Source organism: Roseateles sp. P5_E1, from assembly GCF_054049335.1.
This window is the reverse complement of the sequence record NZ_JBFUMN010000066.1, coordinates 1-26574: the sequence shown is the minus strand read 5'-3', so window position 1 is coordinate 26574 and position 26574 is coordinate 1. Positions and strand designations below refer to the sequence as shown.

Here is a 26574-nt window from a genome sequence, read left to right as displayed (position 1 = left end):
ATATTGACCTGGGCGATGCCGTCAGACTGCTCGGCCGTGGCGGTCGTGATCTCGCCCATGATGTCCTTGACGCGTTGCACGGCGCCAACGAGTTCGCCCATCGTCTTGCCCGCCTCGGCCACCAGCCGCGAGCCCGCTTCCACGCGCTCGACACTGCTGCCGATCAGGCTCTTGATCTCCTTGGCCGCATCCGCCGAGCGGCCGGCCAGCGAGCGCACTTCGCTGGCGACAACCGCAAAGCCGCGCCCCTGTTCACCGGCTCGCGCCGCCTCGACGGCGGCGTTCAGCGCCAGGATGTTGGTCTGGAAGGCGATGCCATCAATGACGCTGATGATGTCGGCGATCTTGCGCGAGCTGGCATTGATCTCGTCCATGGTGTGCACGACCTGGCCGACCACCTCGCCGCCCCGCTGAGCCACGTTGGCGGCCGAGACCGCCAGCGTGTTCGCCTGGCCGGCTGACGCCGCCGACTGCTGCACCGTGCCGGTCAGCTCCTCCATCGCACTGGCCGTCTGTTCCAGGCTGGAGGCCGCCTTTTCGGTGCGGGCACTCAGGTCCTGGTTGCCACTGGCGATCTCGGCCGACGCGGTGCCGATGGATTCGGCCGAATCGCGGATGCTGCCAATCGTCTGCGCCAGCGTTTCGCGCATGCGGCGCAGCGTCGTCTGCAGCTTGCCGATTTCGTCGGAGCGCGCAATCTGCCCCGCGCCCGAGCGCATCAGATTGCCGTCCGCCACGCGCTCGGCCAATTCGTTGGCTGCCGCCAGCGGCAGCGTGATGCTGCGCGTGATGGTCCAGGCCGCGGCCACGCCCAGGCCCAGCATGGCGAGGCCGAAACCCAGCAGCAGCAGGCGGCCGTTGCTGTTGGCGGCGTCGATGCCGGCCGCGGTCTGGTCGATGGCCTTGCGCTGGTAGTCCAGGAAGTCCTGCATCTTGGCCAGATAGACCTTGGAGCCGGGCACGAAGACATCGGTCAGCAGCTTGTCGGCCGCCTCGGCCTGGCCGTCCTTCTTGAGCTTGACGATCGTGTCGCGCGAGTCGATGTAGATCTTGCGTGCCTTGCCGACTTCATCGAACAGCGTCTGCTCCTCGGGCGAGCGGATCAGCGCTTTCAGCTTGTCCTGCATCTCGCTGGACGACTTGGTGGACTGCGCCTGATCCTCCTTGAACAGCTCGACCAGCGAAGCGTCGGAGCTCTTGGCGATGGCCATGGTGCGGCGCACGCCCGAGTTGATGTTGCGGTTCCAGTCCGCAATCAGCCTCTCCTTGGTCAGCGGCTCGTCCATCATCTGACGCGTCGCCGCGGCCGTCGAGGCCAGCCGCCAGGACGCCAGCGCAATCACGCAGGCGGCCAATGCCAGCACCAGGGCGAAGCCGGCGGCCAGGCGCTTGCCGATGGATAGCTTGTTCATGATGTCTCCTGTCTTTTCGTCTCGACGCCGCGCCTGCGCGCGGGCAACGAAGCATGCTAGTGCGGCGTTACAAGCCGTGTCGGCCGCAAACTGGGACTTCGGTCACGCTGTCGCGATGAAAACGATGATCAACGCGATGCTGCCAGCAGCGCCCGGTATTCCTCGGCGCTCGCAATGCGCGGGTTGGTCTTGTGGCAGTGATCGACCAGGGCGCGTTCGATGATGCGGTCGTCCAGCTCGGGGCCGACCTCCATGGCCGCGAGCCCGCTGGGCAAGCCCAGGCGGGCATTCAATGCGCTGATCGCGCCGGCCACCGCATCGGCGTCGCTGCCGGCCAGCCCCATGGCCTGCGCCAGCCGTTCGATGCGCCGCTCGCGCCGCACGCTGTCGGCCTCGGCATTGAAGCGGATCACGGCCGGCAGGAAGACCGCGTTCAGCGTGCCGTGGTGCAGGCGCGGGTTCAGGCCGCCCAGTGCATGGCTCAGCGAGTGCACCGCGCCCAGGCCCTTCTGGAAAGCCATCGCGCCATGCACGCTGGCGCACATCATGTCCATGCGCGCATCCCGGTCCTGGCCGTCGCGCGTGGCCCGTTCAATGGATTGCCAACCCCGGCGCAGGCCTTCCAGCGCGATGCCGTCGGCCGGCGGGTTGAAGGCCGGTGCGAGGAAGGTCTCGATGCAGTGGGCGATGGCATCCATGCCGGTCGCGGCTGTCAGCGCAGGCGGCAGTTTCAGGGTCAGCGCCGGGTCGCAGATGGCCGCCTTGGGCAGCAGCTCCCAGTTGTGGAAGCCCAGCTTGCGGCCGTCGTCGACGATGAGGATGGCGCCGCGCGCCACCTCGCTGCCAGTGCCCGCCGTCGTCGGCACGGCGATCAGCGGCAGCACCTTGGGGCTGATGCGCCCGGCGCCGCCTTCGATGGTCGCGTAGTGCGTCAGCGGGCCCTCGTGCGTGGCGGCGATGGCCACGCCCTTGGCCAGGTCCATGCTGGAGCCGCCGCCGATGGCGATCAGGCCGTCGCAGTCGAACTCCCGGGCCATCTGCACCGCCAGCCGCACGGCGGCCTCGGTCGGGTTGGCGGGAGTGCGGTCGAACACGGGGGGCTTGGCGTCGAAGGCCGCCAGCGCCTCGTCCAGCACGCCGGCTGCGCGCACGCCGGCGTCGGTGACGACGAGCGGGCGGCGGATGCCGATGCGCTCGCACTCGGCCGGCAGCAGGCGGCTGGCGCCGAACTCGAGCTCGATGCGGGTCAGGTAGAGGATCTGGGCCACGGCGCACTCCCTGCAATGTCTTTGCGCATCCTAGTCCGGCGTGTCTAGACTCGCCGTCATGCGCGCGACTTCACTGCCCCTGCTGCTCCTGGTCCTGCTCGCGGCCTGCGGGGGCGGAGGAGGGGGCTCGGCCCCCACGCCGACGCCGCCGGTCGACAACCAGCCGGGGCTGACCGACACGACGGTCTATTCCTCGGCGGCCGATGCTTCGCTGTCGGGCGCCGTCGAGGCCGCCGCCGTCAGCACCCAGACGCTCACGGCCAACGGCCAGACGCTGAGCTACACCGCCACCGCCGGCCACCTGATCGCGCGCGACGCCACTGGCGCTGCCGAGGCCTCGGTCTTCTACGTCGCCTACACCCTGCCTGGTGCCGATGTGGCGACCCGCCCCGTCACCTTCTTCTACAACGGCGGCCCGGGCTCGGCCTCGGTCTGGCTGCAGTTGGGCAGCTTCGGTCCCAAGCGCCTCGTGGCCAACGCACCCGACACGACGGCGGCGCGGCCTTTCCCGATGATCGACAACGCCGAGCACCTGCTGGGCCAGACCGATCTCGTCTTCATCAACGCAGTGGGCAGCGGCTACTCCCAGGCCATCGCGCCCTTCACCAACCGCAACTTCTGGGGCGTGGACGCCGACGCCGCGCTGTTCCGCGACGCCATCCAGCGCTACCTGGCTGCCAACAACCGCGCCGCCTCGCCCAAATACCTCTACGGCGAAAGCTACGGCGGCCCGCGTACGGCCGTGCTTGCGCGCCAGTTGCAGGAGGCCGGCGTCATGCTTGACGGGCTTGTGCTGCAGTCCCCGGCGATGGACTACAACAGCAATTGCGGCATCACGAACGGGCAGGGCTGCGGCGGCTATCTGCCGAGCTTCGCCGCCGTTGGCGCCTTCCACCAGCTGACGCAGCCCGTGCCGACCGATCTCAATGCCTGGGCGGCGCAGGCGCGTACCTATGCCGACCAGGTTTACGCGCCGGCGCTGCAAGCCTGGCTGGCCAATGTACCGACACCGACGATCTGGCAGCCTCTGGCCAACCTGACCGGTTTACCCGCGGCGCAATGGCAGACCAGCCTGAACGTGTCGGCCGACAACTTCCGCATCTGGCTGATCTCCGGCCAGCAGCTCGGCCGCTACGACGGCCGCATGAAGGCGGCCATCGGCAGCCAGCTCGCCTCGGAGGGCGATGTGTCCAGCACCTGGATCGGCAGCAGCTTCGCCACGGGCATCGCCACCCATCTGCGCGACCAGCTCGGCTACCGCAACAGCTCCACCTATGTCGTGCTGAGCAATGCCATCAACTTCTGGAACTTCAGCCACGCCGGCCGGCCCTTGCCGGACACCTTGCCCGACCTCTCGGTGGCCCTGGCCCAGAACGCCCGCCTGCGCGTGCTCGCCGTCAGCGGCTATCACGACCTGGCCACGCCCTTTCACCTGACCGAGACCGACCTGGCGCGCGTCGATGCCAGCCGCGTGAAAGTCCGCAACTATGCCGGCGGCCACATGAGCTATCTCGACGACGCGACCCGTGTCGCTCAGCTCGCCGACCTCAAGGCCTTCTACGCGAACACGCTGGCCCTGCGTGCCGCTGCCGACCTCGGACCCGAACGGCGAGCGTTGCAGGCTCGACCCTTCGTGATGGTGGATCGCGCCGGTACGCCGCAGCAGCCGGGCAGCGTGGCGCCAACGAGCGAGAACGCCTTCCAAGCCCCGCTGCGCGACCCCTGGGTGCCGCCGACAATGCGGGCCCGATGACGACGCCACTGACCCCACGCATGGCCGAACTGCTGACGCGCATCCAGCGCGCCAAGCGGCCACCGTTTCACGCGCTGACGCCGCGTGAGGCCCGTTTGGCCTACCGCATGGGCGCAGAGATCCTGGACCTGCCGCGTGCGGCCCTGGCCCGCGTCGAAGATCTGGAGGTGGCCGGCCGGCCGGCACGTCTGTACGCGCCCAGCGCCGACAAGCTGCCCGTGCTGCTGTATCTGCACGGCGGCGGCTTCACGATTGGCGACCTGGAGACGCATGACAGCCTGTGCCGCCAGCTCAGCAACCGCAGTGGCGCAGCCGTGCTGGCGCTGKATTACCGCCTCGCACCCGAGCACCGTTTTCCGGCCGCTGTCGACGATGCCTGGGCTGGCCTGGCCTGGCTGCATGAGCAGGCGTCGGCGCTGGGCCTGGACGGCGGCCGCCTGGGCGTCGGCGGCGACAGCGCCGGCGGCACGCTGGCGGCCAGCACGGCCTTCTTCGCCCGTGAGCAGGGCCTGCCGCTGGCGCTTCAGCTTCTGATCACGCCCGGTACCGCGGCCCGGCTGAGCCATGACTCGCACCGCCGTTTTGCCGAGGGTTATCTGCTCGATGCGACGACCATCGAATGGTTCTTCAGCCACTACATCGACGCCGACCAGCGCAGCGACTGGCGTTTTGCGCCGCTGGAGGCCGAAGACCATGCCGATCTCGCGCCCGCCGCCGTGCTGCTGGCCGAGGCCGACCCTCTGGTGGACGAAGGCCTGGCCTATGCCGACGTGCTGCGCGCGGCCGGCGTGCCGGTGCAGCTGGAACTCGCACGCGGCGTGACGCACGACTTCATCAAGATGGGCCGCAGCCTGCCCGAGGCCGTTGCGGCGCTGGACTTCTGCGCCGCGGCCATCAAGGAACATCTCAAGCCATGAAACGCCAGGACTTCCGCTTTTTCGAACCGCTGCGCGTGCGCTGGGCCGAGATCGACGCCCAGGGCATCGTCTTCAACGGCCACTACCTGACCTATATGGACACGGCCATCAGCGGCTATTGGCGAGCCCTGGCGCTGCCCTATGCCGACACGATGAAGATGCTGGGTGGCGACCTCTTCGTGCGCCGCGCGGCGCTGGACTACCTCGCCTCGGCCCGCTATGACGACCGCCTGGACATCGGCGTGCGCTGCCGCGAGTTCGGCAACAGCTCGATGAAGGTCGACGGCGCCTTCTTCCGTGGCGACCAGTTGCTGGTGCAGGCCGACATGATCTACGTCTTCGCCGACCCGGTCGCGCAGACGCCGCAGCGCCTGCCCGAGGCGCTGCGCGACGTCATCCATGGCTTCGAGGCCGGCCAGAGCGTCGTCGACGTCAGCGTCGGCGCATGGAGCGAGCATGGCGAAGCCGCCGGCGCCATCCGTCGCGAGGTCTTCATCGAGGAGCAGGGCATCCCGGCCGACATGGAATGGGACGCCGCCGACGCGAGCTGCCTGCATGCGCTGGCGCGCAACCGCTTCGGCATTCCGCTGGCCACCGGCCGCATGCTGGAGCATGTGCCCGGCGTGGCCAAGATCGGCCGCATGGCCGTGCTGCGCGCCATGCGCGGCACCCAGATCGGCCGCCAGGTGCTCGACGCGTTGATGGCCGAGGCCAGAAAACAGGGCTACCGCGAGGTGCTGCTGCATGCGCAGCTGTCTGCCGAGAATTTCTATTTGCGCGCTGGCTTCCAGCGGCGGGGCCAGCCGTTTGAGGAGGCTGGCATCGGACATGTGGAGATGGTGCGCGGCCTCTAGCCGAGCATCTCAAAGCGCTCGACCTTGCGTTCGCTGGCCAGCCACTCGGCCATCGCCGCTGCCACCTGCGGCTCGCGATGCGTCCAGCCTTCCGGATAGATCTCCATCCAGGTCCACCGCCCATCGGCGTCTGGCTCGGGGCGTTGCAGCAGCTCGATGGGCGCTTCGACGCGAGCCTTGCGGAAGGCGGTGAGTGCCGCCTCGACGTTGTCGGCGGCGACGCGGTAGTAGACGTAGAGCTGCACGGTCAGTCTTGGGGCGGGATCTCGTAGGGCAGGGCACGCGGCTGCAGCGTGGCGCCGGTAGCGCTGCCCAGGTGCAGGCTGCCGCCTTCCAATGCCGCGAGCTTGATCTCGGCGGCAATGGCGGTCCGGCCGCCCTTGGACCCGCTGCCCGCAACGACGCCAGCGGGTTGCTCCGGATCAGCGCTGTTGAAGATCTCCTGGCCCACGGTGGCGGTGGCGTCAGTCTCGAAAACCTGCAGCCGGCGCTTCAGCGTGCCGCGGTACTGGCTGCGCGCGACGATCTCCTGGCCGGGGTAGCAGCCCTTCTTGAAATTCACGCCGCCCAGCACCTCGAAATTGATCATCTGCGRCACAAAGGCCTCGACGGTGGCGCCACGCACCCAGGCCACACCGGCCTCGGCTTCGGCCCAGGCCCAGTCGTCGGCCGTCATCGCTGCGTCGGTCGGTGCGGGTGCGTTGGCGGGCTGCACGCGCAGCGCGCGACCCGTGCCGGGCAGGGCGATCTGTACGGCTTCGCCATCGCGCGCCAGCGTCCAGGCCTCGGCGGCCGGCTCGCCCAGCAATCCGTAGACCGCGAACTCGGCGCTCGCGTCGCTGAGCTTGCACTTGGCGCGCATGACGAACATGGACAGCCGCTTCAGCGTGGCGGCCAGCGTCTCGGCCGGCAGGGCCAGCAGAATCTCTTCATCACCGCCGCGCCAGCCCACCATCGTCGCCAGCAGCCGGCCCTTGGCCGTGCAGAAGCCGGCCAGGCGTGCGTGCTCGCGGTCGAGCAGGGCGAAGTCCTGGGTCAACTGGCTGTGCAGGAAGCTGGCGGCGTCAGCGCCCTGGGCGCGGATCACGCCCCAGTCAGAGAGACGGAGTTGGGAGGCTTGGGACATGACGGGAATTATCATCGGCCCCCTTTTGACCGGGCTTTTCACAGGGCATGAAGTGGTTGTTGCGAGCGCTGCTCGTCTTGTTGTTGATCGCAGTGCTGGCTGCAGGCGCCGTCTGGCAGTGGCTGCGCAGCCCGCTGGCGCTGTCGGCGCCTTCGGTGGAGCTGTCCATCGAGCCCGGCACCAACCCGGTGGAGGTTGCCCGCGCGTGGGTCGYTGCCGGCGTGCAGACCGATACCCGCTTCCTCTACCAATGGTTCAAGTGGTCCGGCCAGGCCAAGCAGATCCGTGCCGGCAGCTATGAGGTCCACGCCGGCATCACGCCACGGGAGCTGCTCGACAAGATGGTGCGCGGCGACCAGGTCATGGAGCAACTGCGCCTCATCGAAGGCTGGAACTGGCGCCAGGTGAGGGCGGCACTCGCCGCCGCACCTTCACTCAAGCCCAAGACGGCGCAGATGAGCGATGCCGAGATCATGACGGCGCTGGGTGAGCCCGGCGTGGCACCCGAGGGCCGCTTCTTCCCCGACACCTATGCCTACAGCCGCGGTGTCAGCGACCTGACGGTGCTCAAGCGCGCCCACGCGGCGATGCGGGGCCGGTTGGCGGCAGCCTGGAGCAAGCGGGCGCGCGACCTGCCTCTGAAGTCGGCCGACGAGGCGCTGATCCTGGCCTCCGTCGTCGAAAAGGAAACCGGCGTGTCTTCAGACCGCTCCAAGGTCGCCGCCGTCTTTATGAACCGGCTGCGCGTGGGCATGCCGCTGCAGACCGACCCCACCGTCATCTACGGCCTGGGCGAAAGCTTCGACGGCAACTTGCGCAAGCGTGACCTGCTGGCCGACACGCCCTACAACAGCTACACCCGTGGTGGCTTGCCGCCGACGCCGATCGCCATGCCCGGCGCGGCCTCGCTGCAGGCGGCGCTGAACCCGGCGGCCATCAAGGCGGTCTACTTCGTTGCCCGGGGGGATGGCAGCAGCGAATTCAGCGACGACCTCGCCGCGCACAATCGCGCGGTCAACAAATACCAACGCGGCGGCAAGTGACCGGTCGATTCATTTCTTTCGAAGGCATCGACGGTGCCGGCAAGTCCACCCACATCCAGGCGGTGGCCGACTGGTTCCGCGCCCGTGGCGCCGATGTGCAGTTGAGCCGTGAGCCTGGCGGCACGCCGCTGGCCGAGACGCTGCGTGACATCGTGCTCAAGGAATCCATGGGCTCGCTGACCGAGCTGCTGCTGATGTTTGCCGGCCGGCGCGACCATGTCGAGGCCGTCATCAAGCCGGCACTGGCCGCCGGCAAGACGCTGCTCTGCGACCGCTTCACCGACGCCAGCTTTGCCTATCAGGGCGGCGGCCGCGGCCTGCCGCTGTCGGTGCTGGAGCCGCTGGCCGATTGGGTGCAGGAAGGCACCGAGCCCGAATTGACGCTGTGGTTCGACCTGCCCGCCGAACAGGCCGCCGCCCGTCGTGCCAGCGCCCGTGAGGCCGACCGCATCGAGCAGCAGGACCTGGAGTTCTTCGAGCGCGTGCGGGCCGGCTATGCGGCGCGTGCGGCCAAGGCGCCGGGGCGCATCGTGCGTGTCGACGCCAGTGGCACGGTCGAGCAGGTAGGTGCCCACGTGCTGGCCGTCCTTGCAGAACGCTACCCATGCTGAACGCCGATCTCCCCTGGCTGCAGGCGCCGCTGGCCGATGCGCTGGCACGGGCGCGTTCGCATGCGCTGCTGGTGCAAGGGCCGGCCGGCGTCGGCCAGCTCGAACTGGCCGTCAAGCTGGCCCAGAGCTGGCTGTGCGAAGACCGTGGCCAAGCCCAACTCGCCTGCGGCCATTGCTCAAGCTGCAAGCTGTTCGCCAGCGGCACCCACCCGGATTTCCAGCTGTTGATGCCGGAAGCCCTGGACGCATCAGCCCGTGAGTCTCTCGGCCTGCCTTTCGAGGAACCCGACGCGCCCAAGGCCGGCAAGGCCAAACCCAGCAAGGAAATCAAGGTCGAAGCGGTGCGCAACCTGCTCGCCTTTGCCCAGGCGACATCGGCGCGCGGCAAGGCCAAGGTGGTCGTCATCTTCCCGGCCGAGGCGCTGAACGGCATTGCGGCCAATGCGTTGTTGAAGACGCTGGAGGAGCCCTCCGGCCTGTTGCGCTTTGCGCTGGCCAGCCATGACAGCGCCGCGCTGCTGCCCACCATCCGCAGCCGCTGCCAGCCGGTACCCTTGCCGCTGCCCGAACGCGCGGCCGCGCTGGCCTGGCTGGTGTCCAAGGGTGTCGACGGTGCCGAAGGGCTGCTGGATGCCACAGGCGGCCGGCCGCAGCAGGCGCTGGCCTGGTCCGAAGGCGGCTTGACCGATGCGGCGTGGCAGGCCCTGCCCAAGCGGGTGGCCCGCGGCGAGGTGGCGGCCTTGTCGGACTGGGCGCCACCTCGCGTCATCGATGCGCTGCAGCGCCTGTGCCACGACCTGGTGCGCCGCAGCCACGGGCAGCGCGGCCAGTTCTTCGCGCCGGCGGCCCTGCCTGCGCCCAAGCGCGCCGCACCGTTGCTGAGCTGGGACGCCGAACTGCGCCGCGCCGCCCGCCACGCCGACCATCCGCTGAACGCCGGGTTGTGGATCGAGGCCTTGGTGGCGCAAGCCCAGACGGCCATCTCGGCCGCCGCGCGCTGACTACACTCGCCCTTCATGAGCGACGCCCCCTCCTCCAAGTCTCCGCAATTCCAGCCCAGCAAGGTGAGCGGTAGCCTGCCCTTGCCCACGGTGAGCGGTCAGGGCGCATCGTCCGGCGCGCGGCCCAGCGTCATCCAATTGGTCTTCCGCGAGAAGTCGGCGCTCTACGCCGCCTACATCCCGGCCTTCACGGAAGGCGGCCTGTTCGTGCCGACGACGCGAGACTACAAGCTCGGCGAAGACGTCTACCTGCTGCTGGCCCTGCCCGAGGACAACCAGCGCTATCCGGTGGCCGGCAAGGTGGCCTGGCTGACGCCAGCCAACGCGTCGGGTGGCCGCACCCAGGGCGTGGGTGTGCGCTTCCCTGGTGACGAGAAGACCCGGTTGATCCGCGTCAGGATCGAGGAAATCCTGGGCGCTGCGATCTCGTCGAGCAAGCCGACCCAGACCCTTTGATTCCTGTTCCCGTCGATGTTCGTTGACTCGCATTGCCATCTCAGCTTCCCGGAGCTGAAGCAGAACCTTCCCGCCATCCTGGCCGACATGCAGGCCGCGCAGGTCGAGCAGGCCATCTGCATCTGCACGCAGATGGAGGAGTTCGAGGCCGTGCATGCGCTGGCTCTTGAGCATGCCCAGCTGTGGGCCACCGTGGGCGTACACCCCGACACCGAGGACATGCGCGAACCCGACGTGGCGGAACTGGTGCGCCTGGCCGCGCTGCCGCGTGTCGTCGCCATCGGCGAGACCGGGCTGGACTACTACCGCCTCAACGGCCGCAGCATCGACGACATGGAGTGGCAGCGCGAGCGCTTTCGCACCCACATCCGGGCCGCGAAGGCAGCGGCGAAGCCACTGGTCATCCACACTCGCTCCAGCGCGGCCGACACGCTGCGCGTGCTGGACGAAGAGGGCGGTGAGCAGGCCGGCGGCGTTTTCCACTGCTTCACCGAGACGGCGGAAGTTGCCCTGGCCGCCGTCGAACGCGGCTACTACATCTCCTTCTCGGGCATCGTCAGCTTCAAGAACGCCCAGGACCTGCGTGACCTGCTGAGGCTGCTGCCGCTGGATCGCGTGCTGATCGAAACCGACAGCCCYTATCTCGCGCCGGTGCCCTTCCGCGGCAAGACCAATTCGCCGGCCTATGTGCCCCATGTGGCCAAGGCGGTGGCCGATGCGGTGGGCCTGCCGGTGGAGGAGCTGGCCGCCCGCACGACGGCAAATACGCGGCGGCTGTTCGGCCTGCCCGAAGCGGCATGAAGAAGGCATGGATCGCCGCGCTGGCGCTGCTGGCCACGACGGCCCTGCGTGCCGCGCCCGCTGACGAACTCGCCATTGCCGCCGAAATGAACGACGGCCGCGCCGTGCTGGCTCTGCTGCTCAAGGGCGTGGACGCCAACCAGGCTGACTCGCGCGGCCGCAAGGCCATCTTCATCGCCGTGCGTGAAGAGTCGCTGCGCGCGCTGGACAGTCTGCTGGCTTCGCCGCAGACGCAGGTGGACGAAGCCAATGCCCAGGGCGAGACGCCGTTGATGGTGGCTGCCATCCGCGGCTCGCTGCCGGCCGTGCAGGCCCTGGTCAAGCGTGGCGCCGCCGTCAACCGCGCGGGCTGGACGCCGCTGCACTACGCCTGCAGCGGGCCGGACAACGGCGTGGCGGCCTTCCTCATTGCTCACGGCGCCGAGCTCAATGCGCGCTCCGAGAACGGTACGACGCCGCTGATGATGGCGGCGCGCTACGGCAACAGCGATCTGGTGCCTCTGCTCATCAAGGCGGGCGCCGAGCCGCGCGCGGCCAACGAGCAGGAACTGACGGCGGCCGATTTCGCCCAGCGCGGCGGCCGCGATGTGATGGCCAAGGAGCTGCGCCTGATCATTCAGGAACGCCAGCGCGCGGCCAAAGCTGCAGAACCTGCCAAGAGCGCCAATTAATTCTCGCCCCGGGGGCCGTGTAGGGAAAAGTCTTACAGCGGCTAGCGCGCTGGGCCGACTGTTGCGCCAAGGCGCGGCTGCCTAAAGTGGAGTCATCGTCAAACACGAGGCCCACCATGCTGTCCAACACCCCGAATCTGGCTGACCCCTTCGCGATGCTGATCTCCCCCGCCGAGGTGATGAACGCCATCGAGCGTTCCGACCGCCTGGCGCGCCTGCAGAGCCGCATCTACCGCCCGCTGGACCGCCCATGGATCCCGGTCAAGGCTTCGGCCGATTTCGACAGCGAGATCGACGCCGAGCTGGAAGTCCCCGATCTGTCTGACGACGCCGAATAAAGAAAAACGCCCGCTGATGCGGGCGTTTTGCTGGAGGCCGGAGGCGTCTGCTTAGACGCGCTTGCGGTACTCGTGGGTGCGGGTGTCGATTTCGATCTTGTCGCCGTTCTCGACGAACGCCGGCACGGAGATCTCGAAGCCGGTGCCCTTCAGGCGGGCGGGCTTCATGACCTTGCCCGAGGTGTCGCCCTTGRCGGCCGGCTCGGTCTCGATCTCGCGCACGACGCTGGTGGGCAGTTCGATGGAGATGGCTTTGCCGTCGTAGAAGGTCACTTCCGCGGCCATGCTGTCTTCGAGGTAGGACAGAGCGTCACCCATGTTCTCGGACTCGACTTCGTACTGGTTGTACTCGGTGTCCATGAAGACATACATCGGGTCGGCGAAGTAGGTGTAGGTGCACTCCTTCTTGTCGAGGATGATCTGCTCCATCTTGTCGTCGGCCTTGAAGACCAGCTCGGCACCCGCGCCGTTCAGCAGGTTCTTCATCTTGATGCGCACGGTGGCAGCACCACGGCCACCACGGCTGTATTCGGTCTTCAGGACGACCATCGGGTCCTTGCCCTGCATGATCACGTTGCCGGCGCGGATTTCTTGAGCGAGTTTCATGGTGAATTGCGGTGTGAGGCGCCGGAGATTCCGGCTGGACGGCGCACCAGACTCCAGGAGAACCCGTCTCGGGTTGGCGCGGCAAAGCCCGTCATTCTAGCTGGAAACCCCTAAGAAGCCCTGCAGCTGCGTCAGCAGGTCGGGCTGCGCCGCCAATTGCGCACGCCACCTCGGCGCTTGCTCGGCGGCCTCGTCCAGGCCGGTGAGCGAGGCGGGCAAGGGGATCAGGCCGTTCCAGCCACGCCAGACCGCGCGCCAGGATGCAGGCAGTTCGGCACACGCCATGAAGGCTTCGAGCTTGGCGTGGTGGGCGTCGTCGTGCTGGGGATAGATATGCCAGACGAAAGGCTTGCCGGYCCATTGCGCGCGTACGAACGAGTCCTCGCCGCGCACGAAATTCAGATCGCAGGCCCAAAGCAACCGGTCGTAGTCGTCCTGGGCCAGATAGGGCAGGGCGATGGTGCGCAAGCCTGGGCGTTCGTGAACCTGTGCCTGCAGCGGGCCGGGGCAGGCGAGCAGCAGCGTGGGCTCGCTGCCCAGCGCGTCGAGCAGGGCTGGCAGGGCCGCATTGGCATAGGCGAACAGGCTGACGACGCGCTCGCCAGGCAGCGGCGACCAGCCCCGTTCAGCCAGCCAGGCCGCGCCATCGAAGCCGGCGATCCGCTTCAGCAAACCCGGTTCGCGAAGCAGGCCGCCGGTGCGTGGCGTGAAGCCGGGATAGAAGAAGTGCTTGGTCAGCCCCGCGCCCGGGCCGCTGAACTGCGGTGAGGCGAGGCCATGGCTGCGCTCGACATAGTCCTCGGCGCTGAGGTATTCGAGATTGATCCACCGCGCTGGCCGCTGGCCCGTGGCCATGCGGGCCACGAAGGCCGGCGGCAGTTCGCAGCCAAAGGCCTCGATGACGATGTCGCCGGGCTGCGCGAGCACGTCGCCCTCGGGCCAGGCGCGCACGTCGATGGCGGCGGGACGGTCCGGGGCCATCCAGGCCAGGGCCGACGGCTCGTCGATCCACAGCCTGGCCTCATCGCCGCGCGCCGCGAGGTCGCGTGCCAGCCGCCAGCAGACGCCCAGATCGCCATGGTTGTCGATGACGCGGCAGAAGATGTCCCAAAGCATCGGCGCTCTCATGGCCCGATTCTCCCAGGCCACAATTCCAGCCATGTCGAGTACGACCCCTTCCAACACCGATGCCGGTAATCCGCAGCAGTCTGAGCAGGTGGCCGAGCGGGCCGCCATCGCAACCGCCGAAAAGCAGCGCACCGCCGAGGTGGAGGCCGCCGCGCGCGAGGGCCGCGAAAGGCTGCTGACCGAAGTCAATGCGCTGCCGGCCCTGCCGGGCGTCTACCGCTATTTCGATGCCAAGGGCGAGGTGCTCTACGTCGGCAAGGCGAAAGACCTGAAGCGCCGCGTCAGCAGCTATTTCCAGAAGAACCATGGCGGCACCCGCATCGGCCTGATGGTGGCCCGCGTTGCGCGCCTGGAAACCACGGTGGTGCGCACCGAGGCCGAGGCGCTGCTGCTCGAGAACAACCTGATCAAGACGTTGAACCCGCGCTTCAACATCGTGTTCCGGGATGACAAGAGCTACCCCTATCTGAAGATCACCTCGCACGCCTGGCCGCGCATGGCCTACTACCGCGGTGCGGTGGACAAGCGGCACAAATACTTTGGCCCCTTCCCGAGCGCCTGGGCGGTGAAGGAGTCCATCCAGCTGATGCAGAAGGTCTTCAAGCTGCGCACTTGCGAGGACAGCGTCTTCAACAACCGCAGCCGGCCTTGCCTGCTGCACCAGATCAAGCGCTGCTCGGGCCCTTGCGTGCCGGCCGGGCAGACGCCCGAGTACGCGCGTGATGTGGACAGCGCCGAGCGCTTCCTGCGCGGCGAGACCAACGAGGTGATGGCAGCGCTGCAGGAGCAGATGGGCGCCTATGCCGAGCGCTTCGAGTACGAGCTGGCGGCCGAGGTGCGCAACCAGATCCAGGCGCTGTCCAAGGTGCTGCAGCAGCAGGTCATCGAGGAAAGCAGCGCCACGGGCCGCGACCGTGATGTCGACGTGCTGGCCGTCAAGGTGCAGGGCGGTAAGGCTTGCGTGAATCTCGCCATGGTGCGCGGTGGACGGCATCTGGGTGACCGCGCCTTCTTCCCCAAGCATGTCGATGACGCGACTGCCGTTCAGCTCAACGATGAAGAAATGCTGTCGCCTGAGCGGCAAGTGCTCGAGGCCTTCATGGCCCAGCACTACCTGGCCTCGCCGGCTCCCGGGTTGATCGTCGTCAGCGAGATGGTGGATGTAGGGCTGGCCGAAGCCCTCGGCATCCAGACTGGCAGCCGCGTGACTGTGCAGGCCCAGCCGCGCGGGCAACGGCGCATCTGGCTGGAGATGTGCGTCAAGGGCGCCGAGCTGGCACTGGCACGGCTGCTGGCCGAGGAGGGCTCCCAGCATGCGCGCACGCGGGCCCTGGTCGACGCGCTGGATCTGTCGGTTGCCGAGATCGACAAGTTCCGTGTCGAATGCTTCGACATCAGCCACACGGCAGGCGAGGCGACGATGGCGAGCTGCGTCGTGTTCGAGAACCACCAGATGCAGAGCAGCCAGTACCGTCGCTACAACATCGAGGGCATCACGGGCGGCGACGACTACGCGGCCATGCGCCAGGTGCTTACGCGCCGCTACAGCAAGATGGCCGAAGCCGCCCAGCTTGGCACCGGCCGCCTGCCCGATCTCGTGCTCGTCGACGGTGGCCGCGGCCAGGTGTCGATGGCGCGCGAGGTTTTCGAGGAGCTGGGGCTGGACCTCGGCCTCATTGCCGGCGTCGAAAAAGGCGAGGGCCGCAAGGTCGGGCTGGAGGAACTTGTTTTTGCCGACGGGCGCGCGAAGATCTACCTCGGCCGCGACTCGGCGGCGCTGATGCTGATCGCGCAGATCCGCGACGAGGCGCACCGCTTTGCCATCACGGGCATGCGCGCCAAGCGCGCCGCGACCCGCACCGGCGGCTCACGGTTGGAGGACGTGCCGGGGGTCGGCCCGAAGAAGCGTGCTCAGTTGCTGCAGCGCTTTGGCGGCGTGCGCGGCGTGGCGGGCGCGAGCGTGGACGAGCTATGCAGTGTGAAGGGCGTGTCGCGCGAACTTGCCGAGGAGATCTACCGCGCGCTGCACTGAAGTGCAGAACGCGCGAGTTGGCCGAAGAAATCTACCGCGCGCTGCACTGAGGTGTAGAACGCTTACGCTGCGTTGCATTGCGCTACCGGCGCCGCAGTCGCGGTGAGAAATTCGTCGCACCTCGAGCAGGGGACGAAGCAGAACAATGCGAGCCATGAGGAGAACGCCGTGCCCACCATCGCCCCCTTGAAACGCGCCGCACGCTGGCTGATCGGTCCGCTGCTGGCCGGCTGCGCGGCAACGCCACGTGCCCCGGCGCCTGTGGTGCCCACTGACGGCGTGCCACGCGCCGTGGTTCTAGAGCCCGCGCCGCAGCCGTCGCCAACCGTTGTGGCGGCCCCCAAGCCCGCCGGCTTGCCGCCGCCCAAGCCGGTGCGCACCCACGACGAGTTGCGTCGCCAGGCCGCGGAGCGCCTCGTCATGGCCAACCCGGAAGGCAGCTTCATGACCAAGGCGCCCTCGCATGTACTGAGCGTCGTGGTGCTGGAGATCGAGGTCAAGGCCGACGGCAGCGTGCGTCGCGTCAACGTCGTCCGCAAGCCCAGGTTTGCACCGGAAACCCTGCAGCTGGCCATCGACGCCATCCATCGCGCTGCGCCCTTTGGCGACGTGCGCCGCATGCCTGAGCCCTGGAAGTTCACCGAGACCTTCCTTTTCGAAGAGGACCGGCGCTTCAAGCCGCTCAGCCTGAACTGAGGGCTGGCCGCCACAGTTGCGCCGGCGGTGCCCCGGGGGCGGGCGTCGACATGGGCACAATGCTGGCATGTTCCTGACGCTGCCGACTCTGTTGACCTGGGCCCGCATCGTGGCGATCCCGCTGATCGTCGGCGTGTTCTATCTGGAAATGCAGCCGGCGCACAAGAATCTGTTCGCGACGGTCCTGTTCGTCGTGGTCGCGTTGACCGACTGGCTGGACGGCTATCTGGCACGCAAGCTCAACCAGACATCCTCCTTCGGCGCTTTCCTCGATCCGGTGGCCGACAAATTCCTGGTCTGCTCGGCGCTGCTGATCCTGCTGGAGCTCGGCCGGGTCAACGCCTTCGTCGCCCTGGTCATCGTCGGCCGCGAGATCGCGATCTCGGCCCTGCGCGAATGGATGGCCCAGATCGGCGCTTCACGCAGCGTTGCCGTGCACATGGTCGGCAAGCTGAAGACGACGGTGCAGATGGTGGCCATCCCCTTCCTGCTCTATGACGGCCAGCTTTTCGGCCTCATTCCGACGCGGCTCTGGGGTACCTGGCTGATCTACGCAGCCGTCGTGCTGACCATCTGGTCCATGGTCTATTACCTGCAGAAGGCCTTGCCGGAAATCCGTGCCAAGGCCCGCTAGGGCGCCGTCCTGGTTCACGCCGGACGCCGAGTTGTATCGGGACTTTTCCCGCCCCGCCCACCGCCGGACGCGCGTCTAGAATCCGCTTCCCCGCGCGCGCCTTGGCCGCTTGTAGTCGGCCTGTCACAGGCTGCGCAGTGCGCGGGATCGACATCTGCATCGCAGTCTTGCGGCCGGTCACGGTGCAGGGCTCAACAGTCCGCTGAATCGTCATGAGGGGGCACGAGTGAACAAGTCCGAATTGATCGAGCACATCGCCAAGCAGGCCGACATCTCCAAGGCTGCTGCAGGCCGTGCGCTCGAAGCCGTGATCGGCGGCGTCAAGACGACGCTGAAGAAGAACGGCACCGTCTCGCTGGTAGGCTTCGGCACCTTCAGCATCACCAAGCGTGCTGCGCGCGCCGGCCGCAACCCACGCACCGGCGATACCATCAAGATCAAATCGGCCAAGGTGCCCAAGTTCAAACCCGGCAAGGCGCTCAAGGACGCCGTGAACTGAACCTTCGGCCAATCCCGGTTTCCCCGGGCGCTTAGCTCAGTTGGTAGAGCACCTCCCTTACACGGMGWWKGTCGGCGGTTCGAGCCCGTCAGCRCCCACCACCCGACCCCAGGGCGGCGTCCGCCGTCTCGCATTTAGAATGCGGCTCCCTCGAAGGCGAACCTCGGTTCGCCTTCGTCGCGTTTGATCCTCAAGGCTCCCCGAGATGTTTGAATTCGTCCGCACGCACAACCGCCTGTTCCAGTTCKTCCTGCTGTTGCTGATCCTGCCGTCCTTCGCCCTCGTCGGCATGCAGGGCTACACCAGCATGATGGGTGGTGCCAACACCGGCGTGGCAAGCGTCGATGGGCGCAAGATCACCCAGGCCGAATGGGACGTCGCCCAACGTGAGCAGGCCGACCGCATCCGCCGCCAGAGCCCGGGCGTCGATGCCAAGCTGCTGGATACGCCGGAAGTGAAACGCCAGGCCCTCGAGAACCTGGTCAACGAGCGCACGCTCAAGGCCGCCGCGGAGCACCAGCACTTCACGCCCAGCGCTGAGTCCGTCAAGGCGCGTTTCTGGAATGACCCGCAATTCGCCTTCCTGCGTAACTCCGACGGCCGGACGGTCAAGACAGAGTTGCTCGCCGCCCAGGGCATGACGCAGTCCATCTTCATGGAGCGCCTGCGCCAGGACTACGCCGTCCGTCAGGTCACGGCCCCCATCGAGTCCTCGGCTGCCGTCGGCGCCGCCAGCCCCAAGCTGGCCTTCGACGCCCTGCTGCAGCAACGTGAGGTGCAACTGCAGCGTTTTGACGTCAAGGACTTCGCCGCCAAGCTCAACCCGAGCGATGCCGACGTCGAGGCCTTCTACAAGGAACCGGCGAATGCCGCCAAGTTCCAGCTGCCTGAATCGGCCCAGATCCAGTACGTCGTGCTCGACCTGGACGCGCTGAAGAAGGACGTCAAGTTCAGCGAAGACGACCTGCAGAACTACTACAAGGAAAACGCTGCACGCTATGGCGTGCCCGAGGAGCGCCGCGCCAGCCACATCCTCATCAAGGTGGAGCGCAATGCGCCAGCCGAAGAGCGCGCCAAGGCCAAGGCCAAGGCTGAGGAGATCCTGGCACAAGTGCGCAAGAACCCCGGCGAGTTCGCCGCGCTGGCCAAGAAGAATTCCCAGGACGAAGGCTCCGGCGCCAACGGTGGCGACCTCGACTTCTTCAGCCGCGGCGCCATGGTCAAGGAGTTCGACGCCGCCGTCTACGCGATGAAGCAGGGCGAGATCAGCAACCTTGTCGAGACCGATTTCGGTTATCACATCATTCAGCTGACCGGTACCCGTGGCGGCGACAAGAAGCCCTTCGAGGCCGTGCGCACCGAAGTCGAGAACGAAGTCCGCAAGCAACTCGCCCAGCGCCGCTACTCCGAGGCTGCCGAGCAGTTCGGCAATCTCGTCTACGAGCAGTCCGACAGCCTGCAGCCCGCAGCCGACAAGCTCAAGCTGCAGGTCCAGACCGCCACCGTGCAGCGCCTGCCGCAGCCTGGCGCAGCGGGCCCGCTCGCCTCGCCCAAGCTGCTGGAAGCCGTCTTCGGCAACGATGCACTGCGCAACAAGCGCAACACTGAAGCCGTCGAAACCGGTCCCAGCCAGCTCGTGTCGGCTCACGTCACCCAGCACAACCCGGCCCGCGTGCCGCCGCTGGCCGACGTGAAGAACAAGGTGCGCGAGCAGCTCGTGCACAAGCTCGCCGCCGAGCAGGCCAGGAAGGCCGGCGAAGCCCGCCTGGCCGTGATGAAGGCCAACCCGGCTGACACCGCCGGCCTGGAAGCTGCCGTCTCCGTTTCGCGTGCCAAGCCGCAGAACCTGACGCGCACCCAGCTCGAAGCCGTGCTCGGAGCCGATGCCACCAAGCTGCCGGCCGCCGTCGGTGTGGCGGCCGACGACGGCGGCTACGTCGTCGTGCGCATCAACCAGCTGCAGCCGCGCGACGCGGCTGTCATCGACGACAAGCGCGCCGCCCAGCAATACGCCGGCGCCTGGGCGCGGGCCGAAGGCCAGGCCTATCTGGCCGCTTTGAAGTCGCGATACAAGGCCGCCATCAAGGTCGAGGCACCGGCCTCGGCGGCCAGCGCACCCTGATTTATCGGTTATACTTTTTGGCTCTGCGGTGGCTGTAGCTCAGTTGGTAGAGTCCAGGATTGTGATTCCTGTCGTCGTGGGTTCGAGTCCCATCAGCCACCCCAAATAAAGCAAGGACCTGGAAGCGAAAGCCTCCAGGTCCTTTTTGTTTTTGGGCAGCCGCCGTGCGCGCCGCACGGCCGGGTCACGCCTCAGCGCATCGTGTAGCCGCGCCCGTCCATGCAGGCTTCGACGGCGCGCTGGAACACGCCGGCATCCGACATCGCGGCCTGCTGAGTCGTCGCCCAGCGGTTGCATTCGCGGCTGTCGGCTTCCAGTTGGACGCCGCTCTGGCCGTTGCGCGGATAGATGATCGGCACGGCACGCGACGGCTGGGTGTAAACCGGTTGCACAGGCTGCACATACACCGGCTGCGGTGGCGGGGGCGGCGGCACATAGACCACCTCGCGCTCAGCCTGATTCGCCATCGCGATCAGCGGCACCGCCACTGCCAGGCCGAGGACCAAGCCACCGAGGCCGGGGCCTCGGTAATGATGGTGATGGTGGTAGTAGCGGGGGCCGGCGCTCGCCAGGCCTTGGGCGGCCAGCAGGGCCAGAACAACGGAGGCGCGGACAAGGGTCTTCATGACAGGCTCGCTCAGGTCGAATGCGGTGAACTTAACGCCGCAATGCCTGTACGGTGTACTGCGGCTGCCCGCAATTTGCAACACGCCGTAGCAAATGACGCGTCAACCGGCATAGCCCAAGGGCAATGCCGTCGTCAGCTTGAGTTCCTCCATGGCGAAGCTGGAGCTGACGTCGCGCAGCTGAGTGCCGGCGATGAGGCGCTTGTAGACCCTGTCATAGGCGGCAATGTCGGGCACCACCACCCGCAGCAGATAGTCCACGTCGCCGCTCATGCGATAGAACTCGACGACCTCGGGGATGGCCTGCACCGTGGCCTTGAAGGTCTCGAACCAGTCCTGGCTGTGGGTGCTGGTGCGCACCGAGACGAAGACGGTGACGCCGACATTCACTTTCTGCGCGTCCAGCAGCGCCACCTGGCGTGTGATGACGCCCGATTCCTTCAGGCGCTGGATGCGCCGCCAGCAAGGCGTCGTTGACAGGCCGACCTGCTGCGCCACCTCGGCCGTCTGAAGCTCGGCGTTCTGTTGAAGGATGTCGAGGATGCGGATGTCTATGGAATCCAGTTTCATGGAATCGATCATATAAAGCATTGCATGCCCGGTCCGGGCGATTGAAAGCCGGCTTGCGCAAACCGTTTGTGCCCGAAGCTGGCAACAATACCGCCAGCGCATCCCACCGCCGCAGCGGCCAGCACCATGGAAATCTATCTCGACGCCAATGCCACCACGCCCGTCCTGCCGCAAGCCCGCGAAGCCGCCATGGCCGCGATGGCCGATGACTTCGGCAACCCCAGCAGCGTCCACAGCACCGGGCTGAAGGCGAGGGCGCTGATGGACGGCGTTCGGGCCCGTGCTCGTCGCGTGCTCGGGGCGAGTTCGGGCAAGCTGCTTTTCCTCAGCGGAGCGACTGAGGGCATCCAGACGGCCGTGCTGTCGGCGCTGAGCGCCTTGAGGGACGTGCCAACCCGGCCCAAGCTGCTGCTCTACGGCGCCACCGAACACAAGGCGGTGCCCGAGGCGATCAAGCACTGGAATGCGCTGCTCGGCCTGAACCTGCAGGTGCTGGCCATTCCCGTCGGCCGCGACGGCCGCCATGACCTCGCCTGGCTGCGCGAGCACGCACCGCGCGCCGGCCTCGTCTGCACGATGGCGGCCAACAACGAGACCGGCGTCATCAGCGATCTGGATGGCATCGAGCAGGCGCTTTTCGGCAGCGCGGCGCTGTGGATGGTGGACGGCGTGCAGGCCCTGGGCAAGCTGCCGCTGCGCCTGGCCGAGCGCCGCATCGACTACGCGCCGTTCTCGGGCCACAAGCTCTACGCCCCCAAGGGTATCGGCCTGCTCTATGTGCGCGAAGGCGCACCGTTCACGCCGCTGCTGGCCGGCGGCGGCCAGGAGGGCGCGCTGCGCTCGGGCACCGAGAACATGTCCGGCATTGCCGCCCTGGGCGCCGTGCTGGCGGCGCTGGAGGACGGCAAGACCTTTCGCGATCACGCCACCCTCGTCGCCTTCCGCGACCGCCTGGCTGGCGCGCTGCAGCAGGCCTTCCCCGGCCTCGTGTTCAATGCACCGCCCGAGGTCTGCCTGCCGACGACGCTGAACTTCGCCGTGCCGGGTGTCAGCTCCAAGCTGCTGCTGGACCTCTTCGATGCTGCAGAACTGCGCGTCAGCGGCGGCTCGGCCTGCAGCGCGGCCAAGGCCCAGCCGAGCTATGTGCTGGAGGCCATGGGCCTGCCGGCCTGGCAAGCAGCCGCAGCAGTGCGCCTGTCCTTCGGCCCGGTGGCCGATACCGCCTTCATTGACGAGGCCTGCGCTCGCATCCGCATCTGTGGCGAGTCCCTGCGCGAGAGCTGCCTGGACCCGAGCGCTCCCGGCCAGGCCCTGCCGGCCGATGGCCTGACGCGCTTCGTTGTCGATGGCGCCTGCTGCTATCTGCTGGCCGATGCCGCCAGCCGCCGTGCCGTTGTCGTCGACCCGTTGCCCGAGCTGACCGAACGCCTGGCTCAGTGGCTGACCTGCCAGGGTTATGAACTCGCCGCCGTGCTCGACACCCACAGCCATGGCGACCACGCCTCGTCCGCGTCCGAGCTGCTCGCTGCCGCCGGCCAGTCGCGCGGTGATGTCGACGGCCTGGGCTGGCCAATCGGCGCCGACGCCATCGCGCTGGGCACCTCCCGGCTGAGCCGCATGCCGATTCCCGGCCACACCCAGGACTCGACGGCCTATCTGCTGTACGACGCGGGCGGATTGCGCCTGGCCTTCGTCGGCGACACCGTCATGCCCGGCGCCCTGGGCCGCAGCGACTTCGAACAGAGCGCGCCGCTGGCCTACGGCAGCTCGCTGGGCCGCCTGGAAAAGGCCGTCGGCCCCCACGCCCTGCTGCTGCCCGGTCACGACTACGACGACCGCTTCGCCAGCACGCTGGCCGTGGAATGCGTGGCCCAGCCGCTGCTGGGCGACGTGCTCAGTGGCCGCATCGATGGCGCTGGTTTCGCGGCCGCCAAGGCCCAGCTCGAGCAGGGCCTGGCCCTGACCGAATACCAGACCGTGGCCTGCGGCGCGCGCGTCGACAGCGCCTGCCCGCTTGCTTCAAGCGAGATGAGCCTGGACGAACTGAATGACCTGCTGCGCGAGCACCCGCAGCTTCTGCTCGTCGATGTGCGCGAGCCCTACGAGCAGCGCCTGGGCCAGGCGCCCGAGCTCGGCGCGGGCGTGCGCCGCGAGGCCGTGCCGCTGTCGGGCCTGCCCAATGCGCTGGCCCGCTGGCTGACCCTGCCGGCCGAGACACCCATCGTCTTCTTCTGCCGCAGCGGCAACCGCAGCGCGCAAGCCGCGCAGGCTCTACGGCGGCTTGGGCATGAGCAGGCCTGGAGCCTGGGCGGTGGCCTGGCGCTGTGGCCGCGGGCGCTGGCCGGTGCCGACGCCGCGCTCGCCATCTGAGCGTCGGACCTGAAACCAGTTTCAGCGTCCTGGGTTCAAAGCCGGGCGGCGACCTCTTCGGCCAGGGCCAGCGAGGCCGTCAGCCCGGGCGACTCGATGCCGAACAGCTGCACCAAGCCCGGCGTCGCGGTGTCGATGCGGAAGTCCGCCGCCGCCTCGCCCGGGCCGCTCAGCTTTGGCCGGATGCCGCTGTAGGCCGGCTGCAGCGCGCCCGCGGGCAGGCCCGGCCAGTAGCCGCGCACCTCGGCCTCGAAGGCCGGTGCCAGGGCAGGGTCGACGGCGTAGTCCAGCCTGGCCGGCGCGCGCTCGGTCAACCACTGCACATCAGGCCCGAAGCGCGCCTGGCCGCCCAGATCCAGCGTCAGATGCACACCCAGGCCGCCGTCTACCGGCAGCGGGTAGATCAGGTGCGAGAACGGCGCCCGTCCGGCGAGTGAGAAGTAGTGGCCGCGGGCAAAGCGCAGTGGTGGCACAGGCGTGCCCAGGGATTCAGCGACCTGCGCAGCAAACAGCCCAGCTGCATTGATGACGCAGCGCGCGCCCAGCTCGAAATCCTCCACCAGCAGCCGCCAGCCATCACCCTCCCGCGCGCCACCGGTCACCGCACTGGCCAGGGCCAGCGTCGCGCCGGCGTTCTCGGCGTCAGCCAGCAGGGCTGTCATCAGGCCATGGCTGTCGACGATGCCGCTGGACGGCGACAGCAGCGCACCCGCGGCGTTCAAGGCCGGCTCCAGCGCCAGCGTTTCGGTCCGACTCAGCAGGCGCAGGTCGTCAACGCCATTGGCCACGCCAGCCTCGGCGATCTGCTCCAGCCGCGGCAGGTCCTCGGCGCGTGTTGCCACCACCAGCTTGCCGCAGCGACTGTGCGCAATGCCGCGCGCCGCGCAGTAGTCGTAGAGCAGCATCTTGCCGCGCACGCACAGCCGCGCCTTCAGGCTGCCGGTTGGGTAGTAGAGGCCGGCGTGGATGACCTCGCTGTTGCGCGAGGAGATGCCCGTGCCGATGGCGCCGACGGCCTCGATGACGACGACCTCACGCCCGCGCAGCGCCAGCTCGCGCGCGATCGCGAGGCCGACAACGCCGGCACCGATGACGGCAATATCCACCTGGTCCATGAACGGAGTTTGCCTTGCCTAAAATGCGCAGCGCTTCGCGGCGAGTGCCGTGACGCCGTCTCTGCCGAGGGGTGCTGCGACGAGGGTCATGATGCCTTCGCCACGCTTGGTGAGGACGACAGGACAAGGGCGCCCTCTGTGAAGAAGAGGCTCCCGCATGCATTCCCCTCCCGCATCCCCTTCCGCATCGATACGCACCATCCTGCCGCTGGCCTTCGTCACCGGCGTCAGCATGGCCGCGATGGACCTCTACCTGCCCGCCGTGCCCGCTCTGCAGGCTGGCATGGGCATCAGCGTGCCCTTGGCCCAGGCCACCGTGGCCGTCTACCTGGCCGGCCTGGCAGGCGCCCAACTGCTGTGGGGCGAGCTGCTGAACCGCCTCGGCCCGCGGCGCTGCGTCGAGGTGGGCCTGCTGTTGCTGGTGCTGACCAGCCTGGGCTGTGCTTTAGCGCCCAACATCGAGACGCTGCTGGTGCTGCGCCTGCTGCAGGGTGTGTCAGCCGCGGCGGCGACGGTGGTGGCGCCGACCGTCGTACGTGCCACGCTGGCCGATGCCGATGTGGTGCGCGGCATCGCCGCCATCTCCATGGTCGAGGCCATCGTGCCCGCGGCCGGGCCGGTGCTGGGCGCGCTGATGCTGCGCGTGACGGACTGGCGCGGCACCTTCTGGGTGCTGGCGGCCCTGGCGCTGCTGTTGCTGCCGTGGGTGGTGAAGATCGCGCCGCGCAAGCTGCCTGGGCTCAACCTCGAGCACGACGCCGGCTATCTCGGCATCCTGCGCAACCGCAGCTATCTGCGGCTGGCCGGTTCGCATGCGCTGTGCATCGGCGCCTTGCTGACCTTCTTGGCCAGCGCGCCCCAGCTGCTGCAGCACACCCTGGGGCTGGGCACGGCAGCATTCGCGCTGCTGCAGGTGCTGGGTGTCGGCTCCTTCATGCTGGGCGCCTCGCAGTCGGGCCGGCTGGCCGCGCGCCTGGGCCATGCGCGCGTCGTGAGGCTGGGCAGCGTGGTGCAGCTGGTGGTCTGCACGCTGGCGCTGCTGGCCGCTTGGAGCGGGCAGCAGCTGCCTTATGCGGCGGTGGCGGCCTACTGGATGTGCTTCTGCGGCGCCCTGGCCATTCGTGGGCCGGCCACCTTCGTCGATGCCCTGGCCGTGCCGCCTGCGCAGATGGGCCGCGCGACGGCCTTGCTGGTGCTGGCGCTGCTTGCCGCCGGCGCCGTCGGTACGCAGCTGGTGGCGCCCTTCCTCGGGCATGCGGACAGCGCTGTGCCGGTGTTCGCTGGCGTGCTGATCCAGCTGCTGGTCAGCGCGGTGCTGGTATGGCGCTATCCCGTCGTGCAGCCGGTCAAGGCTTGAGGTCCAGGGCGCGGAAGGCACGCTTGCTCTTGTCCGCGTCCTTGCAGGCCTTCTTGCCCACCATGACGCCGCCGTCGTCGCTGAGCAGCGTCACCTGTCCATCGGGCCAGGCGAACAGCGCCTCCGGGCGCAGCGTGCCGAGTTCGGCCTTGAGGGGCGCCGGCACATCGGTGGCCTTGCCGCTCCAGCGGAACAGCGCGAAGCTGCCCACGTCGGCCGGCGGGCCAGCGGCGATCAGATAGCCGCTGCCCACGCGCTCGATGGAGCGCACGCCGCGCCCACCCAGGTCCAGGCGGATGGCGCTGCCAAAGCGCGCTGGGCCCTTGGCCGCGACCAGCTCGGCCGGGTTCAGCAGCGGAATGACGAGGGCACGCCCCTGCGGGATGGGGTTGCGCAGTCCGATCAGCAGGCTGCCATCGGGCGCCGCGGCCAGGCCTTCGATGTTGAAGCCGCCTTCCGCCTCGGCCGCGCGGCCARCAGCGTCGGAGAGTTTCAGCGGCGCCAGGGCCGGCGCCGCCAGCAGGTCGGCCAGCAGGCCCGTGTAGGGCTGGCCCACCGGCTCCACCGT

27 protein-coding genes and 2 tRNA genes are annotated in these 26574 nt (G+C 68.2%); 19 read left to right on the top strand and 10 right to left on the bottom strand.

What is annotated here, in order from left to right; genetic code table 11:
- On the bottom strand, positions 1–1412 hold a 1412-nt coding region (locus ACXJKJ_RS27070), incomplete at its 3' end, for a methyl-accepting chemotaxis protein (RefSeq protein WP_457393938.1).
- Positions 1413–1540: 128 nt separating this feature from the next.
- Entirely contained in the window at positions 1541–2680 is a 1140-nt protein-coding gene (locus ACXJKJ_RS27065; protein WP_457393935.1) for an iron-containing alcohol dehydrogenase, read from the bottom strand.
- A gap of 40 nt (positions 2681–2720) precedes the next feature.
- Here ACXJKJ_RS27065 and ACXJKJ_RS27060 point away from each other — a divergent pair, with 40 nt between their 5' ends.
- Genes ACXJKJ_RS27060 through ACXJKJ_RS27050 form a run of 3 tightly spaced genes read left to right on the top strand, consistent with a single transcriptional unit; the run spans position 2721 to position 6204 of the window.
- Positions 2721–4433, top strand: coding sequence for a S10 family peptidase (locus ACXJKJ_RS27060; protein WP_457393932.1), 1713 nt, complete (start codon positions 2721–2723; stop codon positions 4431–4433).
- Complete coding sequence (locus tag ACXJKJ_RS27055; RefSeq protein WP_457393929.1) at positions 4430–5350, top strand: alpha/beta hydrolase; 921 nt, start codon at positions 4430–4432, stop codon at positions 5348–5350. Before ACXJKJ_RS27060 ends, ACXJKJ_RS27055 begins: the two co-directional genes overlap by 4 nt.
- Positions 5347–6204, top strand: coding sequence for a YbgC/FadM family acyl-CoA thioesterase (locus tag ACXJKJ_RS27050; protein ID WP_056201640.1), 858 nt, complete (start codon positions 5347–5349; stop codon positions 6202–6204). The genes ACXJKJ_RS27055 and ACXJKJ_RS27050 overlap by 4 nt, the downstream gene beginning before the upstream one ends.
- On the opposite strand, the gene ACXJKJ_RS27045 is transcribed toward ACXJKJ_RS27050, so the two are convergent.
- Together ACXJKJ_RS27045 and ygfZ are read right to left on the bottom strand one after the other, a co-directional pair.
- Positions 6201–6449, bottom strand: coding sequence for a DUF4936 family protein (locus ACXJKJ_RS27045; protein ID WP_457393924.1), 249 nt, complete (start codon positions 6447–6449; stop codon positions 6201–6203). The genes ACXJKJ_RS27050 and ACXJKJ_RS27045 overlap by 4 nt on opposite strands.
- 2 nt (positions 6450–6451) lie before the next feature.
- On the bottom strand, positions 6452–7330 hold the full coding sequence (gene ygfZ, locus ACXJKJ_RS27040; protein ID WP_457393923.1) for a CAF17-like 4Fe-4S cluster assembly/insertion protein YgfZ: 879 nt from the start codon (positions 7328–7330) through the stop codon (positions 6452–6454).
- A gap of 47 nt (positions 7331–7377) precedes the next feature.
- On the opposite strand from ygfZ, the gene mltG reads away from it, so the two are divergent.
- From mltG to ACXJKJ_RS27005, 7 genes are all read left to right on the top strand, one after another.
- Positions 7378–8373 (top strand): endolytic transglycosylase MltG, encoded by a 996-nt coding sequence (gene mltG / locus ACXJKJ_RS27035; RefSeq protein ID WP_457393920.1) that lies wholly within the window; start codon positions 7378–7380, stop codon positions 8371–8373.
- Positions 8370–8984 (top strand): dTMP kinase, encoded by a 615-nt coding sequence (gene tmk / locus ACXJKJ_RS27030; protein ID WP_056201653.1) that lies wholly within the window; start codon positions 8370–8372, stop codon positions 8982–8984. Before mltG ends, tmk begins: the two co-directional genes overlap by 4 nt.
- Positions 8978–9985 carry a DNA polymerase III subunit delta' gene (locus ACXJKJ_RS27025; protein WP_457393917.1) on the top strand — a complete coding sequence of 336 codons (1008 nt, stop codon included), beginning with the start codon at positions 8978–8980 and terminating at the stop codon, positions 9983–9985. Before tmk ends, ACXJKJ_RS27025 begins: the two co-directional genes overlap by 7 nt.
- 15 nt (positions 9986–10000) lie before the next feature.
- On the top strand, positions 10001–10441 hold the full coding sequence (locus ACXJKJ_RS27020) for a PilZ domain-containing protein (RefSeq protein ID WP_457393914.1): 441 nt from the start codon (positions 10001–10003) through the stop codon (positions 10439–10441).
- A gap of 15 nt (positions 10442–10456) precedes the next feature.
- On the top strand, positions 10457–11242 hold the full coding sequence (locus tag ACXJKJ_RS27015) for a TatD family hydrolase (RefSeq protein ID WP_056201658.1): 786 nt from the start codon (positions 10457–10459) through the stop codon (positions 11240–11242).
- Positions 11239–11913, top strand: a complete 675-nt coding sequence (locus ACXJKJ_RS27010) for an ankyrin repeat domain-containing protein (protein ID WP_457324684.1) — start codon at positions 11239–11241, stop codon at positions 11911–11913. The genes ACXJKJ_RS27015 and ACXJKJ_RS27010 overlap by 4 nt, the downstream gene beginning before the upstream one ends.
- Positions 11914–12029: 116 nt before the next feature.
- Entirely contained in the window at positions 12030–12251 is a 222-nt protein-coding gene (locus ACXJKJ_RS27005; protein ID WP_056201663.1) for a hypothetical protein, read from the top strand.
- Positions 12252–12302: 51 nt separating this feature from the next.
- Here ACXJKJ_RS27005 and efp read toward each other — a convergent pair whose 3' ends face one another.
- Positions 12303–12857 carry an elongation factor P gene (gene efp / locus ACXJKJ_RS27000; protein ID WP_457393911.1) on the bottom strand — a complete coding sequence of 185 codons (555 nt, stop codon included), beginning with the start codon at positions 12855–12857 and terminating at the stop codon, positions 12303–12305.
- A 96-nt stretch (positions 12858–12953) separates the two neighbouring features.
- Positions 12954–13985 (bottom strand): elongation factor P maturation arginine rhamnosyltransferase EarP, encoded by a 1032-nt coding sequence (gene earP / locus ACXJKJ_RS26995; protein ID WP_457393908.1) that lies wholly within the window; start codon positions 13983–13985, stop codon positions 12954–12956.
- Between the two features lie 31 nt (positions 13986–14016).
- Between earP and uvrC the strand changes: the two genes are divergently transcribed.
- From uvrC to ACXJKJ_RS26960, 7 genes are all read left to right on the top strand, one after another.
- Positions 14017–16017, top strand: coding sequence for an excinuclease ABC subunit UvrC (gene uvrC / locus ACXJKJ_RS26990; protein ID WP_457393905.1), 2001 nt, complete (start codon positions 14017–14019; stop codon positions 16015–16017).
- A 168-nt stretch (positions 16018–16185) separates the two neighbouring features.
- The gene (locus ACXJKJ_RS26985; protein WP_157281927.1) at positions 16186–16713 is read left to right on the top strand and encodes a hypothetical protein; all 528 of its coding nucleotides are present in this window, start codon (positions 16186–16188) and stop codon (positions 16711–16713) included.
- 67 nt (positions 16714–16780) lie between these two features.
- Positions 16781–17347 (top strand): CDP-diacylglycerol--glycerol-3-phosphate 3-phosphatidyltransferase, encoded by a 567-nt coding sequence (gene pgsA, locus ACXJKJ_RS26980; RefSeq protein ID WP_056201673.1) that lies wholly within the window; start codon positions 16781–16783, stop codon positions 17345–17347.
- A gap of 226 nt (positions 17348–17573) precedes the next feature.
- The gene (locus ACXJKJ_RS26975) at positions 17574–17846 is read left to right on the top strand and encodes an HU family DNA-binding protein (protein ID WP_056201680.1); all 273 of its coding nucleotides are present in this window, start codon (positions 17574–17576) and stop codon (positions 17844–17846) included.
- Positions 17847–17871: 25 nt separating this feature from the next.
- Positions 17872–17947 (top strand) — tRNA-Val (locus tag ACXJKJ_RS26970).
- 104 nt (positions 17948–18051) lie between these two features.
- A complete protein-coding gene (locus tag ACXJKJ_RS26965; protein WP_457393902.1) occupies positions 18052–19968 on the top strand; it encodes a peptidylprolyl isomerase in 1917 nt (638 codons plus the stop codon).
- Positions 19969–19996: 28 nt separating this feature from the next.
- Positions 19997–20072, top strand: a tRNA-His gene (locus ACXJKJ_RS26960).
- An 87-nt stretch (positions 20073–20159) separates the two neighbouring features.
- Here ACXJKJ_RS26960 and ACXJKJ_RS26955 read toward each other — a convergent pair.
- Both ACXJKJ_RS26955 and ACXJKJ_RS26950 read right to left on the bottom strand, forming a co-directional pair.
- Positions 20160–20594: a hypothetical protein gene (locus tag ACXJKJ_RS26955; RefSeq protein WP_457353021.1), complete on the bottom strand. Its 435-nt coding sequence runs from the start codon at positions 20592–20594 to the stop codon at positions 20160–20162.
- A 102-nt stretch (positions 20595–20696) separates the two neighbouring features.
- On the bottom strand, positions 20697–21158 hold the full coding sequence (locus tag ACXJKJ_RS26950; protein ID WP_056202466.1) for an Lrp/AsnC family transcriptional regulator: 462 nt from the start codon (positions 21156–21158) through the stop codon (positions 20697–20699).
- 132 nt (positions 21159–21290) lie between these two features.
- Here ACXJKJ_RS26950 and ACXJKJ_RS26945 point away from each other — a divergent pair, with 132 nt between their 5' ends.
- Positions 21291–23534, top strand: a complete 2244-nt coding sequence (locus ACXJKJ_RS26945) for an aminotransferase class V-fold PLP-dependent enzyme (protein ID WP_457393899.1) — start codon at positions 21291–21293, stop codon at positions 23532–23534.
- 35 nt (positions 23535–23569) lie between these two features.
- Here ACXJKJ_RS26945 and ACXJKJ_RS26940 read toward each other — a convergent pair whose 3' ends face one another.
- The gene (locus ACXJKJ_RS26940) at positions 23570–24649 is read right to left on the bottom strand and encodes an NAD(P)/FAD-dependent oxidoreductase (protein WP_457353017.1); all 1080 of its coding nucleotides are present in this window, start codon (positions 24647–24649) and stop codon (positions 23570–23572) included.
- A gap of 157 nt (positions 24650–24806) precedes the next feature.
- Between ACXJKJ_RS26940 and ACXJKJ_RS26935 the strand changes: the two genes are divergently transcribed.
- Positions 24807–26006, top strand: coding sequence for an MFS transporter (locus tag ACXJKJ_RS26935; RefSeq protein WP_457393896.1), 1200 nt, complete (start codon positions 24807–24809; stop codon positions 26004–26006).
- On the opposite strand, the gene ACXJKJ_RS26930 is transcribed toward ACXJKJ_RS26935, so the two are convergent.
- Positions 25996–26574 (bottom strand): DUF3616 domain-containing protein (locus tag ACXJKJ_RS26930; protein WP_457393893.1); only part of this gene is annotated, 579 nt, incomplete at its 5' end. The genes ACXJKJ_RS26935 and ACXJKJ_RS26930 overlap by 11 nt on opposite strands.